The 17,284-nt window shown below is 29.4% G+C and carries 10 protein-coding genes, 1 pseudogene and 1 other annotated feature; of the genes and pseudogenes, 5 read left to right on the top strand and 6 right to left on the bottom strand.

Annotated elements, in window-relative coordinates; genetic code table 11:
• Nucleotides 1–107: 107 nt before the first annotated feature.
• Nucleotides 108–227: pseudogene (locus KPL38_RS12990) on the top strand (7-cyano-7-deazaguanine synthase); the annotation flags it as partial.
• A 102-nt stretch (nt 228–329) separates the two neighbouring features.
• Here KPL38_RS12990 and KPL38_RS12985 read toward each other — a convergent pair.
• Nucleotides 330–1,001, bottom strand: coding sequence for a hypothetical protein (locus tag KPL38_RS12985; RefSeq protein WP_216289560.1), 672 nt, complete (start codon nt 999–1,001; stop codon nt 330–332).
• A 410-nt stretch (nt 1,002–1,411) separates the two neighbouring features.
• On the opposite strand from KPL38_RS12985, the gene KPL38_RS12980 reads away from it, so the two are divergent.
• Nucleotides 1,412–3,499, top strand: coding sequence for a helix-turn-helix domain-containing protein (locus KPL38_RS12980; RefSeq protein ID WP_216289559.1), 2,088 nt, complete (start codon nt 1,412–1,414; stop codon nt 3,497–3,499).
• 148 nt (nt 3,500–3,647) lie between these two features.
• A complete protein-coding gene (locus KPL38_RS12975) occupies nt 3,648–5,072 on the top strand; it encodes an MATE family efflux transporter (RefSeq protein WP_216289558.1) in 1,425 nt (474 codons plus the stop codon).
• 71 nt (nt 5,073–5,143) lie between these two features.
• Here KPL38_RS12975 and KPL38_RS12970 read toward each other — a convergent pair whose 3' ends face one another.
• Nucleotides 5,144–5,794, bottom strand: a complete 651-nt coding sequence (locus KPL38_RS12970; RefSeq protein WP_216289557.1) for a Type 1 glutamine amidotransferase-like domain-containing protein — start codon at nt 5,792–5,794, stop codon at nt 5,144–5,146.
• A gap of 328 nt (nt 5,795–6,122) precedes the next feature.
• Nucleotides 6,123–6,373 (top strand) — a binding site (T-box leader).
• Nucleotides 6,374–6,452: 79 nt separating this feature from the next.
• Between KPL38_RS12970 and gltX the strand changes: the two genes are divergently transcribed.
• A complete protein-coding gene (gene gltX / locus KPL38_RS12965) occupies nt 6,453–8,105 on the top strand; it encodes a glutamate--tRNA ligase (protein ID WP_216289556.1) in 1,653 nt (550 codons plus the stop codon).
• Nucleotides 8,106–8,198: 93 nt separating this feature from the next.
• On the opposite strand, the gene KPL38_RS12960 is transcribed toward gltX, so the two are convergent.
• From KPL38_RS12960 to KPL38_RS12945, 4 genes are all read right to left on the bottom strand, one after another.
• Nucleotides 8,199–10,031 carry an ABC transporter ATP-binding protein gene (locus KPL38_RS12960; protein WP_216289555.1) on the bottom strand — a complete coding sequence of 611 codons (1,833 nt, stop codon included), beginning with the start codon at nt 10,029–10,031 and terminating at the stop codon, nt 8,199–8,201.
• Between the two features lie 227 nt (nt 10,032–10,258).
• Nucleotides 10,259–12,040, bottom strand: coding sequence for an ABC transporter ATP-binding protein (locus KPL38_RS12955; RefSeq protein ID WP_216289554.1), 1,782 nt, complete (start codon nt 12,038–12,040; stop codon nt 10,259–10,261).
• A gap of 52 nt (nt 12,041–12,092) precedes the next feature.
• On the bottom strand, nt 12,093–12,902 hold the full coding sequence (locus tag KPL38_RS20230) for an SWIM zinc finger family protein (protein WP_216289552.1): 810 nt from the start codon (nt 12,900–12,902) through the stop codon (nt 12,093–12,095).
• Nucleotides 12,903–12,974: 72 nt separating this feature from the next.
• The gene (locus KPL38_RS12945; protein WP_216289551.1) at nt 12,975–15,998 is read right to left on the bottom strand and encodes a DEAD/DEAH box helicase; all 3,024 of its coding nucleotides are present in this window, start codon (nt 15,996–15,998) and stop codon (nt 12,975–12,977) included.
• Nucleotides 15,999–16,234: 236 nt separating this feature from the next.
• Here KPL38_RS12945 and KPL38_RS12940 point away from each other — a divergent pair, with 236 nt between their 5' ends.
• On the top strand, nt 16,235–17,125 hold the full coding sequence (locus KPL38_RS12940; protein WP_216289550.1) for a chemotaxis protein: 891 nt from the start codon (nt 16,235–16,237) through the stop codon (nt 17,123–17,125).
• Nucleotides 17,126–17,284: the final 159 nt, after the last annotated feature.

Genomic DNA, 17,284 nt, shown 5'->3' with positions numbered 1-17,284 from the left:
ATTTAATCATCTCATATTTCTCTTGAATTTTCCACCTAATTTTCATCTAAAATGTTATCTAAAATGTTATCCACAGCGGTTTCCGCAAGCTGTTTCCTATATAAGAACAAACATTAACTTGCTATAATGGTATAAAAGGTAATGGTTGTGGTGATTGCCCTTCTTGTAAATTAAGGAAAAAAGGTTATTTAGAATTCAAAGAAAAATATTTAAAAACAAATAAATAAATAAATAAATGAACTGTTATTACATTGCTTTACTTTGTAATAACAGTTCATTTATTATACAATATATTTCTTTCCAATTATAAACCCTAACTATATTCTCATTTAACTGGCTTTACTTTTACTCCTTTTATTGTTCCTATCTCTAGATACAACCATATAGAAATGCTTAATCGTATGCCATCCCTCATAAATAAAACCTGTTTTACGAAAAAAAAGTTCATCATCTTTTGTTTTCGTCTCATACCTATATGGATAATCATTAAGATTTCCTAAATAAAATATATAGTCTTTCATGATTTCACAAATATCTATTGGTTTTATTTTGTAAGATTCTAATGAAGTAAAATTAACTTCTCCTTGTCTTAGGGCTTCCATGACAAATTCAGTACATATATATGTCTTATAAACAGCATGTTTTTTATTAAAAACAAGCCCGATAGCTTGAATAAAATTATAATAATATACTTCAGCATCATTATATGTGTCATATACAAATTTACTGATTAATTTATATTTTACATCCGTCACAGGGATTCTATATACCACAATTGGAACATCTCCAGTATGGCCTATGGTAAGTGTAAATGAACTTTCATGTACTATACCTCCAACAAGAGGATTGCTAATAGCCAATCTTGAAAAAGAATACATACTAGTTAAATTTTTATCTAAACTTATTGAAGCATGATTATATTTTTCTTTTAAAAATTTTCTAATCATCTTTCCTGTAAAAGTTGATGTTCTTGAAATAACAATATAAATGTACTTTTCCATTTTGCTTCTCCTCGCAACCACCTAAATATAGTTTAATCAGAATTCACATATATACACAATCATATTTCATTAAATAAATATAGAAGTGTAATTAAGTATAATTATACCATAATTATTCTGTATAAATATTATTATATTATGTTTATACATAAATAGTTATATTAATATTGTTTTCTTATTATTGAATTTATATGTAATTTATGGCTATAATTTTACTGCTATTGTTTTTTAAGCAAGTGCACTATTGTTTGAACATTAAGTAATTCTAACTACAAATTAATTTAGTATTGACAAAATTGAAAATTAAACATAATATTTCTTTATTAGCTATATTATAAATATTAATTACTACAACACATTTAAGTGGTCTAACACATATCTACATAATCATTGAAGAAGAGGTTACTAATATGAGAAAAGAATATACAAGTTATATAAATGATTTACCAATAAATATTTCCTATGAAAATATAAAGGACTATCCAATACACTGGCATAATTCTATAGAGATAATTTTTGTACTTGAAGGTACTATTAATGTACTTATAGAATCAGGGAGTTATGAAGTTTACCCTCGTGAACTTGAAATTATAAATTGTGATGAGGCCCACAGAATCTATTCAGATGAAAAAAACAAGGTTTTAATTTTTCATTTAGATCCAGCATTTTTTGAAAAGTATTATGACGATATGAAAAATATTTATTTTTATACAAACTCCTCGCAGGAAGGTGCACAACAGGAAGAAAAGTACGATGTTCTCCGTAAATATCTATCTGTTCTGGCTTGTGAAGTTATACAAAAAAGCGAGAATTTCGATGATAAAATAGAATCTGTATTAGTAAAGTTATTATTTTACCTAATAAACAATTTTCACTATCTTACTTATGAGGATAAAGATATAAAAGAAAATGTAATTCAATTTCAACGATATCATAGAATTATAAAATACATCTATAACAACTACATGAACAAAATTAGTTTACAAGATATAGCTAGCATTGAATATTTAAGTTCTTATTATTTATGCCATCAGATTAAAGATATGTCTGGAACTAGTTTTAAAGAATTAGTAAATAATGTACGAGTAGATGAATCTGTTAAATTACTATTAGATACTGATAAAACCATATCAGATATTTCTCTAGATGTCGGTTTTTCTCATGCTAGATATTATAATAAGAGTTTTAAAAATCACTATAAATGTACACCACTTCAATTTAGAAAAAAATATTATTTAAATGAAGAAGAAATCGATCTATATAAACAAATACAAACTTATGATTTGTCTGATTCACTTCAGTATTTATCTTACTATTTAGACGATTATGATAGATTTAACTATACAAACAAGATTATAAAACTACAAACAGATGTAACATTACCCGGTACAGAGTTAAAACATAACTGGAAGTTAAAAATAAATTTAGGTCAAGCAAAAGAACTTATTAAAGCACAAGAACAGGAATATTTGAGATCTATTCAACAAACTATTGGCTTTGAAAATGGCATAGTTCAAAATCTATATGGAAAAGAAATGAAAATATATTTTAATGAGAATGTTAATTTTCTAAACTGGAATGAAGTTGAAAAGCTGTTAGAATTTTTAATGGATATATCTCTTACCCCATTAATAATTTTAAATGAAATTTTCAAGGATAAAAGTTCATTTATAAAGCTTTTAGAAAGCTTTATACTATATTTCGCTGATATATTTGGAATTGAAGTAGTAAGACTATGGAAATTTCAAGCATCGTATGATTTATCTTTAGAGTACATAAATATTACCCAAGATATATTTAAGAAATATAAATTGCAGAGTTTAATAGAAGTTCCTTTTAATGTTCCACCAGCCATAAATACAATTTATGATTCTTCCTATATGCTTCCATATATTATCCATAATTTTATTAATAATACTAGTAGTTTGCTTACCCTAAAGGCTTTTGATACTGTAGAGGAGAATTCAATCTTAAATAATGAATTGTTTTTTGGTTCACCAGGTTTACTTACTTTAGATGGAATAAAAAAAGCATCCTACTATGCCTATTATTTATTGTCAAAGTTAGGCAATGAGGTCATAGATCAAGGTGATGGATTTATTATCACAAGGCAAAACGAAGATATTCAAATTTTACTTTATAGTTACAGTGATGAACTAAATACTCTAATTAAACTAGAGGATTTGTCTAAAGGTAAGGGTAGTAAAAATATTACTGAAAGAAAGATTTCCTTGTCTATTAAAAATTTAAATCATGATTATAAAGTTATTAAATATGAAATTGGAGAAAAAGTTGGCTCAGCTTACGATATCTGGTTACGCATGGGAAAACCAAAAAGACTTGGTTATGATGAATGGAAAATTCTCACTAAGATTTCTGCTCCTAATGTTTCTTTATCCTATGCTAAAAGAACTGCAGTCCATAATGAAATAATAAAAATACAAGGTTACGGTTCTACATTAATAATTCTTCAAGAAGTACAAAAACACCTATTTTAGGGTGTTTTTTTGTTATTTAAATAAAATTGATTATACAATGTCAGCAACTTTGTACATTTTATCTAGCAATTGTGTGAATGTTAATAAGTTCATATTGACGTAAAATAGTACTATAGAAACTAAAGTTTTCAAGGAGAAGTGTATTTTCATGACAATAAACAAAGTAACAAAATATAACAAAATGTTTGGAGAAGAAAAAATCGGTAAACTCTTATTAAGATTTTCTGTACCAGCAATACTTTCTTTAATGGTTGCCGAAATGTACAACATGGTTGATTCTATGTTTTTAGGGAAAGCAATAGGACCTAATGCTATTGGTGCTTTAACCATAGCCTATCCAATAGAAACACTTTTCTTTGCGATATCTATGCTTATAGCTATTGGTGCTTCAACTTCTGTTTCAAGAAGCTGTGGAGACAAAGATTTTAAAAGTTTAAAAACTATTATACCTAATGCTATGGTTCTAATGTTTATAATTGTATCTATAATTATCACAATTATTTATATTTTTCAAGATAGCATTATAATTGGTCTTGGCGCTTCAGAAAACACATTTTCTCTTGCAAAAGAATATATAAGCATAATATTAATAGGTATGTTGTTTCAATCTTTTACAACTGTTGCTGCTTATATTGTGACCTCTTTTGGAGACACCAAAATAGTATTATTAAGCACATTAATCGGAGCAATTTGTAATTTGGTTCTAGATTATATTCTAATAAATGTTTATTCATACGGAGTAAAAGGGGCTGCTATTGCAACAATTATATCTCAGATACTAGCCTCTATATACGTTCTAATTGTTTTTGTAAAACTAAAAATGTGTTTAAAATTACCATTTAAATTAACTCTTAATAAATCTATATCAATTGGTATAATGTATGTTGGATTTTCAACCTTTATAGTAGAAATATCTGATGCCATAGTAGCTGCTCTACTAAACAATTTACTATCAACCTACGGTGGAGACTTAGCAATAATAACAGTCGGTTTAACTACTCGAATTTCAATGTTTCTATTTATGACCATAATGGGCATAAGCTCTGCAATGCAACCCATAGCTGCTTATAATTATGGTGCTGGAAATTATACTAGATTGAGAGAAGTTGTTAAAACATCTTTAATTGCAGTATCTGTAAGTTCAACTTTATTATGGGCATTATTTATGATTTTTTCAAAACAACTTATAGGTTTATTTATTAATGATAGTGCTGTTATAGATCAAACTGCAAAAGCTTTTAGAATAATTATAGCTGTATTCCCTTGCATTGGAGTATATTATTTATCTATTGCATACTGCCAAGCTATAAATAGAGTTAAAACCTCTTTTAAATTGTCTATTTTCAGGCAATTAATAGTATTTATACCACTTGTATATGCATTTGTAGGTGGCTTAGGAATGGGTGTTCAAGGAGCATGGCTTGCTTATCCAATATCCGATATGATTTCATTCATTACTGCTGCTATATTTATTAAATATACTTATACATCACTGGAAATATTAGAGAGATATCAAGTTTTCAAAAAAAGAAAAGCTAAGAATAAACTTAGACTTGCTAATGCAACTGCCTAGTAATTACTATAGCTCATGACATATATAGTTAAAAGTCGATGTATAATTCAGATTATCACATCGACTTTTCATTAAACTATCACTATTTTCCCCTCTTTTATCATATTTATATCTCCATAAAAATGTAATTTATTATCCTTTACAATAATTCCATCTCCATCATTACAAGTATAAACTGTATTCCCAGTCTTGCTAGAATATTTTTTTATATCCTCCAAATAACAGTTATTCTGATTCCAATGTGGCATAAAGTCAAAATCAACTAAATTTAAAGATGACAAACTTGATAAACCTACTATATCCTTGCAACCAAATTGTGCTGCCGCTATATCTTTTGCCATCATTATTGCTCCTGCACATAACCCTATAATGTAACCTCCATTATTAATGTACCTTCTAAGTCTAGTTATTAAATATCTTTTTCTTAAATTATTCAAAAAATAATAAGCATTCCCACCAGATAGGTAAATTACATCAGACTTAAATATTTTTTCTATTTTATCTATATCGCAAAAATCATCTATATCAAAATAATTAAAATTAAAATTTCCATATTCGCTTAACTTAGTTTTTGTTTTTTTAAAATGTTTAAGTGTTCTATCTGTAATTGAAGGTATATAACTTAAAGTGAATCTTTTTTTAAAAAATATTTCATTCATTTTTGTTTTTAAATTTATATTGTCTTTATCAGTAAAACCACTTAGTAGAACTAATGCTCCCATATCTTTATCAACTCACTTCCATTTTATATATTATAACACATTTATGAAAACCTATACATTCTTATTTTTTGATTTTTTTATTATTTGTAATAGTTTTCAGCTCTGTTTTATAATATTTACCCATCTAAAAATGACATTTTCTAACCCATTTTTCTTTTACCTACGATACTATCATATGGTTATTGTTTATAATGGTTCTTCTAAGTGTCCTTTAACTATTTTATATTAATAAAATTTTCAAGTAATAATTACATTAGACTGTTATAGTATATAGTTAATTCTTAATAGTTATGTGTTGACATTAGAATTAATATATGTATAATTAAAGTTAAATGTAATGAAAGAGAGAAGTATGTATACTTTTAATTTAAAGAGAACCAATGCTGGTGAAAATTTGGTATTTGAAACTACAGAAAGAAACTTTGGAACAGTGAACTTAGATTTTGTTAAGTTCAACGGAAACTTTCCGTTAGAAAAGTGCAGTAAGAATCAATACTTTTTACGAGTGGATTTGGGCATTTTAGTATGTCTTTATATCAATTTAGGTGGCACCGCGGAAGTTTACCTTTCGTCCTATTATATTATAGGATGAGAGGTTTTTATTTTGGATTCAATTATCACCTATGGTGATACACTTATATAAGAAAGGATGATTAATATGGATTATTTAGAACTAGCAGATTTATTATTACCAAATGTAGAAAAAACTCCAGAATACTATAGAACCCTTTACCCTAAGCGAAATCTTAAACCCAATGCTATGGTTACACGATATGCGCCAAGCCCTACTGGCTTCCAACATCTTGGAGGTGTGTTTGCTGCTCTTATCTCTGAAAGACTTGCTCATCAAAGTGGTGGTATATTTTATTTTAGAGTAGAAGATACTGACAAAAAAAGAGAGGTGGCTGGTGCTATTGAAGATAGCACTGATACTCTACGAGATTTCGGTATTAATTTTGATGAAGGTGTTGTAGATTCTTCTACTGAAAAAGGTGCATATGGTCCTTACAAACAAAGTGATAGGATTGAAATATATCATGCTTTTGTAAAATCTTTAATAAAAAAAGGTTTAGCTTACCCATGCTTTTGCACAGAAGAAGACTTAGACAAAACAAGAAAAATTCAGCAAGAGCTTAAAATTAATACAGGATATCATGGTAAATGGGCTATTCATAGGAATTCTAGTCTAGATGAAATTAAAATTGAACTAGCAAAAGGTACCCCTTATGTTATAAGACTTAGAGCTCCTGAAGAATCAGGAAAAAGAGTAATTTGTAATGATTTAATTAAAGGAACTATAAGTATGCCACAAAATGATCAAGATATTGTAATTCTTAAAAACAACGGAATTCCAACATATCATTTTGCTCATGCTATAGATGATCATTTAATGGGAACAACCCATGTAATACGTGGTGAGGAATGGCTTTCATCTGTACCTATACATTTACAACTATTTGAAATGTTGGGCTTTACACCTCCCCATTATGCTCATATACCTACAATTATGAAAATGGATGGGACTTCAAAACGTAAACTCAGCAAAAGAAAAGACCCTGAAATTTCTATGAGTTTTTATAAATCTCAAGGATATCCTTTTTTATCTGTAACTGAATATCTTGTAAATTTAATTAACTCAGATTTTCAAGAATGGAGATATGCTAATGAAAATGAACCTTGCACAAGCTTTAAAATTACCCTTGAAAACATGAGCAAGAGTGGAGCATTATTTGATATTTTAAAACTTAATGATATTAGTAAAAATGTTATAGCCTCTATGGATGCAACCACTGTCTACAAACTTTATCTTGATTGGGCTAAAAATTATGATGCTGATTTTGCAAAAGAGCTAATCGAAAATGAAGAATATGCAAAAAATATATTTAACATAGAAAGAGAAAATGATAAGCCAAGAAAAGATTTTGTAAAATGGTTAGATGTAAAAGATCATATTGAATATTTCTTTGATGATCTCTATAAAAGTAGCCTAGAAAGTGGCCTTAATTTCCCCGACCATATACCCATTAAGCAGGTTGAAAAAGTTCTTACAAGCTATCTAGATGTGTATAACTATTCTGATGATAATGACACTTGGTTTGCAACCCTTAAAAAACTTTCTTTAGAACTTGGGTATGCGAAAAATGCAAGAACCTATAAAAAAAATCCTGATCTATTTGTTGGCCAACTATCAGATGTTGCCACAATAGTAAGAGTAGCTTTAACTAATAGAACACAAACTCAAGATTTACATGAAGTAATGCAAGTTATGGGAAAGAAACGTGTTATCGAAAGATTAGGTCAAAACTTTTAAATAATAAATAAAAATAAGCGTTCAGCTATACATTGCTGAGCGCTTATTTTTATAAATTAATTTTCTAAATTTCTAACGAAGTTGACTCTATTCTTAATTAAGCAGCATTTTACTCTCTTTTTCCCTATCTTCTGACAGTTGATTTGTATAGAGCTTATAATAATACCCCTTTCCTTTTAGTAATTCTCTGTGAGTTCCTGATTCTGTAATTTTCCCATCTCTTATAACAAGAATTTTATCTGCAGACACAATAGTTGAAAGCCTATGTGCAACCACAAAACTAGTTCTTCCTTTTAATATTTTTTCTATAGCGTCCTGTATCATTCTTTCTGTTTCAGTATCTATAGATGAGGTAGCTTCATCAAGTACAAATAATGATGGATTTCCTATAATTGCTCTAGCAAAAGAAATAAGCTGTTTCTCTCCCGTAGACAAATTACCTCCACCTTCTCCAACTTGAGTCTCATATTTCTTATCTGATTTGATTATAAAATTATGAGCATTTACAAGTTTCGCTGCATTTTCAACTTCTGCTTGCGTAGCATCAAGTTTCCCATATATAATATTATCCCTAATTGTTCCACTAAATAAATGTGGACTCTGAAGTACATATCCTATATTCGATTGAAGCCACAATAATGACCTTTTTCTATAATCTTTACCATCAATTAATATTTTTCCACTGCTAGGCTCATAAAATCTGCAAAGTAAATTTACTATAGTGCTTTTGCCAGAACCTGTTTCTCCAACTAATGCTATAGTTTCTCCCTTATTAACTTTTAGATTGAAATTTTGAAATACCTTTTCACCATTTTTATATGTAAAACATACATCCTTAAATTCGATATCTCCATGAATTGCTTCCCAGTTTTCTTGTTTGGCATTAAATAAATCTCCATATCTTGAAATTACATCTTTGCTATCACATATGTCTGGCTTTGTTTCTATTAATGCTATAATTCTCTCTGCAGATGCTTGTGCATTCTGAAGTTCCGCAATTGTTCCTGCTAAATGGCTCACAGGGTCAAAAAACTGTACAGTATATGCAATAAACATTACAAAAGTACCATAAGATAATGATCCAGCTATAATACTTTTTCCGCCTAACCATAAAACAAAACCTACCCCTAAACTACCCATAGATATAACAATAGGCAGAAATAAAGCAGAAAACACAGAAGCTTTAACTGACGAGCTTCGCATTTTACCTGCATCCAGTTTAAATTCTCTTAAGTTTTCTTCTTCCCTTACAAGTGTTTTTGTAGTTTTAGCCCCAGCAACCTCCTCACTAAAATCCGTAGTTAATCGTGAATTTAATTTTCTAACATTTCTATATGAATTTAATATCTTCTTTTGAAAAAACATACCAATTAAAAATAAGAGTGGTACCACACTCATACATATTACAGTTAATGCTATGTTATTATAAAGCATTACTCCAATAAATCCACTCATAGTTACTAATGCCCATATCATGTCAATTAATCCCCATGATATTATTTCACTAAGTTTTGTAACATCTGAAGTCATTCTTGCCATAAGCCATCCAACAGATGATGTATCATAATATGATAAAGATAACTCTTGAAGCCTCTTAAACCCAAGTTTTCTTATATGATATGCTAAATGTGTTTCTATTTTTCCTGCATTTAATATAAATAGTCTTACATTTAATGCTTGAAAAACAATTATACAAAAGAAAACTACTGCAAATGTTCTAAGCCCATCTATAGTTTTCTTCACTATAAAATTATCAATCGCATACTTTGTAAGTAATGGGATTACTACATCAATACCCGCAACACCTACCATTAGTAAAGCTAAAAATATAAGTCCATTCTTAAATTCTGAAAGATATTTATAAAGCTTTCTCCATATTCCTATATCTATTTTATCTGTCGATTTATATTTACCAATTCTAGCCATAATATAACCTACCTTTAACAACATTTTGGAAGCTTCAAATCTGACATCTTCTATAAGTGGCAGCTGTCTATCCTAAGAAAATCACTTTGGTGGCAGTCTAAATCTGCTTCCAAAGCTGTCGCAGCTCCATAAAGGAGATGATTCATCTCTTTCAGAGCTGTTTGCATCTTCTTCAAAGCTGTTGCAGCTCTATAAAGGAGATGATTTAACTCATAACTTACTTTCTTTTAATCATCAAGTACATCAAGTGACGTCTGCAAATCCCATATTCTTTTATAGATACCATCCTTTTTAATTAGCATATCATGGTTGCCTATGCTTTCAATCTTTCCATGATTTAATACGATAATTTTATTTGCATCCATCACCGTAGATATTCTATGAGAAATTATTATGGTAGTAATATTTTTACTTTTCCTTTTAAGCTTTTCCCTTATAATTCTATCTGTTTCTGTATCAACTGCGCTTAAAGAATCATCAAATATCAATATAGGCATATTACTAACAAGTGTTCTTGCTATGGCAACTCTTTGCCTTTGTCCTCCTGACAAGGTAACACCCTTTTCTCCAACAATAGTATCATAACCCTTTTCAAATGAAGTTATAACATTATGCACAGCTGCGACCGTTGCCGCACTATAGATTTCTATATCTTCTGAGTGCATCCTTGCCATTTTAATATTTTCTTTTATAGTTCTTGAATAAAGAAAAGGCTCTTGAAGTACTATTCCTACATTACTTCTTATATGCTTTCTTTCAATATCCTTAAGTTCTACTCCATCAACCTTTATAGAACCGCTCTTATAGTCATAAAGTCTTAATAGTAGATGTATAAGGGTTGACTTACCTGAACCTGTTGGTCCAACAATAGCAACTGTATCGCCTGTGTTTACATTAAAAGTGAAACCCCTTAGAATTTCTTTACCTTTTTCATACTCAAAACATACGTTTTCAAAGCTTATATCTCCTTTAATTTCACTTTTAAGTGCTTTCCCGTATTCCTTTTCAACTGGGACTTCAAGAATCTTTGTTATTCTTTTAAGTGAAACTGACATTTTCCCCATATCGGTAAGAATTCTACCAAGCTGCCTTACTGGCCACAGTAACATTCCTTCATATGTATTAAATACCACCAAGGTTCCTAAACTTATTTCTCCACTAACTGCAAAATATATACCCGCAACCAAAACTAGACCAATTTGGGTCATACAAAGTATATCTGATGTAGACCAATAAACTGATTCTAGCTTTACTAATTTAAAATTTAAATCTCTAAATTTCTTATTCTCTTTTTCATATCTTTCAATTTCAAAGTTTTGTCTTCCAAACGCTTTTACAACTCTAACTCCATTTAGATTTTCTTGAAGAACACTCGTCAGAACTCCCTCTTGAGCATCTGCTTTTTCAAATGTATTTTTAATTCTATAAAAAAATACATAGGAAAATATAAAAATTATCGGAACTATTACCATTGCAATAATCATCATTTTTTTATTAAGTGACACCATCATTATTATTGCAAATATTACTATAAAAAATGCTCTTCCTATTTCAACCATTTGAGATGCAAAAAAATTTCTGACAGTTTCCACATCAGATGTACATCTTTGAATTAAGTCTCCTGATTCTGCTTTCACATGATACTCATATGGCAAATTTTGAATATGATCATAAAGCTTCACTCTCATATTTCTTGATATATTTTCCGCAGCACGCGCAGAAAAATTTCCACTTAAAAAAAAGAAAATTCCTCTTATACATGTTAATATTACAAGACTCATTGCACATATCCATAAATTTGTTGTCAATACCTCCCTACCACCTATTGTCATAATCAACCTTTGTATAAATTCCGGAACATCCATTGGTTTATTTCCTATTACCGAATCTATTGTTATCTTTATCACCATAGGCTCAACCATTGCTATAAATGTAGCTATTGCTATAGAAAGTATTGCTATAATGTATAATAATCTATTTCCTTTTGTTAACGCTATAAGTTTTTTCATATGATTTGTCTCCTCGTAGCAATCATAGCAAATAATGATTATTAATCACTTCTCACTTTTTCTCTATATACTTTCTCGTTTCTTCTTCAGTACTTGTATATGCGGTCCTCATTTTGGTTCTAAATTCATCCTCATCACTGCAAAAATCTGGAATACCTAATGCTTTTATAACACCAGTCTTAACTTCAGGTGTTACATAAGAAAAAGTCATATTTAATACATCTTCATCTATTCTATTAAAAGTTTCAAATTCTCTGCGTAAATCTTCAATAGTTTTTCGAGACCTATGGATTTTTGCTTTCCTTTTAACATTAGTGCCTTCGGTTCCACTTCTCAGAATTCTTAAAGCACTCAAAAACTGTTCTTTATCCATACCTCTAAGTTTTAAAATTACAAAAGGATCTTTATCGAACTCAAGCCCAAGCATATAGTGAACTGCAGCTATATGCTTACATGGATTTGCAGTGTCAGAACATGAACAATGAGTTATTAAATGTATCTGTTTTTTAGGAAAAAGCGAAACTCCACCATCTTTAAAAGCTTCTTCTATATTTTCTGGCATTTCTCCATTTAAAAGTTTAGCACAAAATATAGCTTTTCGAGCCATAATACGCATGATTTTTTCCCATTGCTCCTTTGTAAAAACTGCAATTTGCATATCCACTTTATAAGGTACTTCACTGTTACCCTGAACTTCTGCCTCTATATTTCCCTTTGATATTTTAATATTTAGTACATTACCATCTCTTGCATATTCACGTCCGCTATCAACTCTAGAACTCATAGTAAAACTCGAAATTGCATTATTCCACTTTTTTGACCACCAATTACTACCAAATTCATTTCTTATTCTTCCAGTCACGAAGTTACATCTCCTTGCCTCTATCATTACGTAAATAACAATTAAAATTGCTTTAATTGTTATTTGTTAATTTTAAGATTTGTTGTTATGCTCTAATATAAATAATTCACGAAGTTCTTCATTGCTCATCTCTGATATCCAGTTTTCATTCGTTGAAACTACACTCTCAGCAAGTGCTTGCTTTCTCTCTAGCATAACGTCGATTTTTTCTTCAAGCGTTCCCATACATATAAATTTATGTACATGAACATTTTTAACTTGCCCTATCCTAAACGCTCTATCCGTTGCTTGATTCTCGACTGCTGGATTCCACCACCTGTCAAAATGAAATACATGATTTGCTTTTGTTAAGTTTAAACCAAGTCCACCAGCCTTTAATGATAATATAAATACCATAGGTTCATCACCTTCAGCTTGAAATATATTAATTAATTCTTCTCTTTTCTTTCTGCTTGTTCCGCCATGCAAAAATAATGTTTTCACCCCTAATTTTTCCCCAATTTCTGATTCTAGAATGTGTCCCATTTCTGCAAATTGCGTAAATACGAGTGACCTATCCCCTTCTTCTATTACAGTTTCTAACATTTCTAGAAGCCTATCAAGTTTTCCAGAACGGCCTTCAATCTCACCATTATCCTTTAAAAACTGTACAGGATGGTTACATATTTGCTTGAACTTTGTTAGAGAAGAAATAATAAGTCCTCTACGCTGAATACCCTCAGAATCATCGATTTTATTTAAGCAATCCTTCACTACAGCCTGATATAAAGTAGCCTGTTCTTTTGTTAATGATGCATATTCCTTAGTTTCTATTTTTTCAGGTAAATCTTTAATAATATTTGTATCTGTTTTAAGACGCCTTAATACAAATGGAGCAATTATTTTTTTTAATTTATTACTTTTTTTAGGGTCTCCATCACGTTCGATAGGAACTGCAAATTCACTCCTAAAGGTTGACCAATTATATAAATATCCTTTATTTAAAAAATCCATAATAGACCATAAATCTGAAAGTCTATTTTCAACTGGTGTACCTGTTAAAGCAACCTTATATTCTGCTTTGAGAGTTTTTATATATTGTGTTTGTTTTGACGCACTATTTTTAATATTTTGTGCTTCATCTAAAATAATTCCTGCCCATTCTTCTTTTTGAAATAAATCCCTATCTCTTACTATTAGCGCATAAGTTGTAATAACAACTTCATTTTTATGTATTTCCTCGCTAAAAGTTTCATAACTCCACCTACTATTTCCATGATGAATTGCAGATTTAAGATTAGGTGCAAACTTTTCAATCTCTCTTTCCCAATTTCCAACAACTGAGGTAGGACATATTATTAGAGTAGGTTTATCCGTTAGCTTTTTTTCTCTCTCATAGAGCATAAGACATATGCTCTGCACAGTCTTTCCAAGACCCATGTCATCTGCAAGACATGCCCCTATACCATGATTACGCAAAAATGTTAACCATGAAAAGCCTCTTTTTTGATATTCACGAAGCGTACCTCTAAAACCTTTTGGAATAGCAACTTCTTTTATATTATTCAAATTAAATAACTTTTCAAAAAAATGTCCAATAGCTTCTTGGTTATCTATGGTATCAACACTAATTCCAGGTATTATCTCTTCATCACTTAGATTAAGCCTTAATAACTCCCCAACAGGTATCTTCCCATTTAAGCTTTTATTTGTTTTCATCTTGGAAAGTGTTTTAATTTGATGAATATCAACCTGTACCCACTGACCTCTTAGTTGAATAAATGGAACCTTTAAGTTTGAAATTTTATCAAACTCTTTTTCACTAATTTCATTTCCGTTTAATGCAAGTTTCCAATCATATTCAAGAATAGTATCCATATTAAACGTACTCTTTACTGCTAAATTAGTATTTGTAACATGATTCTTATCCTTTAGTTTAACCGATAGCCTTGATGGTTTTTTCCACCAAGCTGGTGCAATGATACCAAAACCTTTTTCCTTTAGAAAATAAGCTGATTCTCCTAAAAAAGAATAAGCCTCCTCCACAGATAACTTACACTCTATAGGTACTGCATCATAAAGACTTCTTTCTATAGGTATAAATACTTTGGATGCAACAGCTAAATCCTCTAGAAGTCTTTCTTGTGGATTATTGAATTTTTTATTTAAATAAGTTATAGTATCCACTGATTCTTCAAAAATCATTTTTGCTGGCAACATAAGGCTAAGATCATCTTTTGCTTGAAGCAAATATTCAAGTGTCCATTCCTCATCCCATCTTGGTGGAATAACCTTAAAACATGTTCGAAACTTAAAATGATTATTTTTAAGTTTTATAGGTTCTATCCACTTTTTATATTCTTTTAGCATTTTAATTTGATTACTTGTATCTACTGGTATTTCAGGTAATTCTGAGAAAAGAGAATGCATCCATGTGCTGCTTAAATTATCTAAACCATTCTCTCTCATATCATTTTCTTCATTTATAACACTGCAACTACTTCTTACCATACTATCAATCATAGAATCCATAAAATTACTTACTAGTTTCGTACTATTTGTATATATAAAGTTCTGATCTTCTAATTGAAAATATGATTTACAGTTTGTAGGCATGTTACTGCACAATACTTTCTTTTTATTTATATACTCAGGATCACTTGAATGCCATCTCCACTGAGAATTTACTTTTTTATTTACCTTATCAATAGTCAAAGAAGGTAAATACTTATGATTTATGATTAATTCTGCTGTAAATTTTGCAACTGTAACCCAAAATTTTAGTTCCTGTGATAATTCTATATTCTCATCATTATTTTTATTTATATTTAAAATTACATCAAATGCATCTAAATTATTAAAAACAATGCCTCTGATTTCTCTCTTATCAAGTTTATTAGATTCAAAATCATATTTATACTTACCATATTTTATGTCCATTGCTGAATTGTTTATTTTACTACGCAATTCTATGACTGTAGCCATTTCTTCATATAGTGGGAGTGCATTTTTAGGTCTTCTACCTCTTCTTGTACACTTAGTCTCACCACTCTGCCCCCACAATATAAATGCATGTTTATCTTTTGTAGTTTCTACCCATCCGCCGTTTAATATCAATTTTACTTCACCCTCTAATAATTCTGTTAATATTTTATTGCTACTATATAGTTTACCATATTTAACTGGAAGATTTCACTTTTATATTCTATTTTATTATTTTAAAATTCGACTTTACATCTAAAATTACATTTTAACATATAAAAGTAAAGTTCTTTGCATTCTATTCGAAATATTAAGTATATACATTTTTTATAATATACTATGTTTATATGTATTTGAAAGTGAGGGAAAATATGAATAATAATATTCTATTAGAATCTGGTACTGGCGAGGTTGAAATATTAGAGTTTATCATTAATGATAAGTATTATGCAATTAATATAATAAAAGTAAAAGAGGTAATAAACGCAAATAACCTAACAAAACTCCCTGAGTCACATCCAGCCATAGCTGGGCTTACACTATACAGGAATAAGATAATTACTGTAATAGATTTAAAATATGTTCTTGAGAAACAGCATAAAAGCGAAATTGAATCAACAATTATTCTTTGTCAATTCAATAAAATTGAAGTAGCTTTTAGTATTGACAATATTGTAGGTGTTCACCGTATTAAATGGGATAAAATAACTAAGCCCGATGATATTTCTACTAATTCATTAGTTATAGGTAACATTGTTTTAGACAATAAAATAATATTACTACTGGATTTTGAAAAAATAGTTACTGACATTAGTCCTTCTACAGGTATTAGTGAAAACAAAATGGTAGACATAGATTATAAAGATAGATCAAATGTTAAACTTGTTTTAGCTGATGACTCTCCACTAATTAGAAGATTGTTAAAAGATACTCTCATTAAGGCTGGTTTTAAAAATATAAAAATATTTGATGATGGAAAACAAGTTCTGGATTATTTGCTAAAACTAGTTGATAAGAAAAACGAAAAATTTATCGAAGATGTCAATGTGCTTATAACTGACATCGAAATGCCTCAAATGGATGGTCATACATTAACAAGAAAAATTAAAGAACATAACATTCTTAAAAGATTACCAGTTATTTTATTCTCCTCTTTAATTACAAACGACTTGAAACATAAAGGAGAATCCGTTGGTGCAGATGCGCAACTTAGCAAACCTGAAATAGGAGAACTCGTAGCTTGCATTGATAGTTTTACTTAAATTCCTTAAAAACACTTTATACTTTGTTATAGAAAATTTAACAAATCCAAAGAACAAAATCTCCCTACGGTCGAGTAAAAACCCTTATGCCAAGCAAATATGATAATCTCATCGTCCTTTGATTATCATATTTGCATCACATTCTGGGCATAGAACAAT

This window comes from Clostridium psychrophilum, from assembly GCF_018861705.1.
Lineage (GTDB): Bacteria > Bacillota > Clostridia > Clostridiales > Clostridiaceae > Clostridium_AD > Clostridium_AD psychrophilum.
The sequence above is the reverse complement of the archived record's forward strand: the minus strand, read 5'-3'. Positions and strand labels throughout refer to the sequence as shown.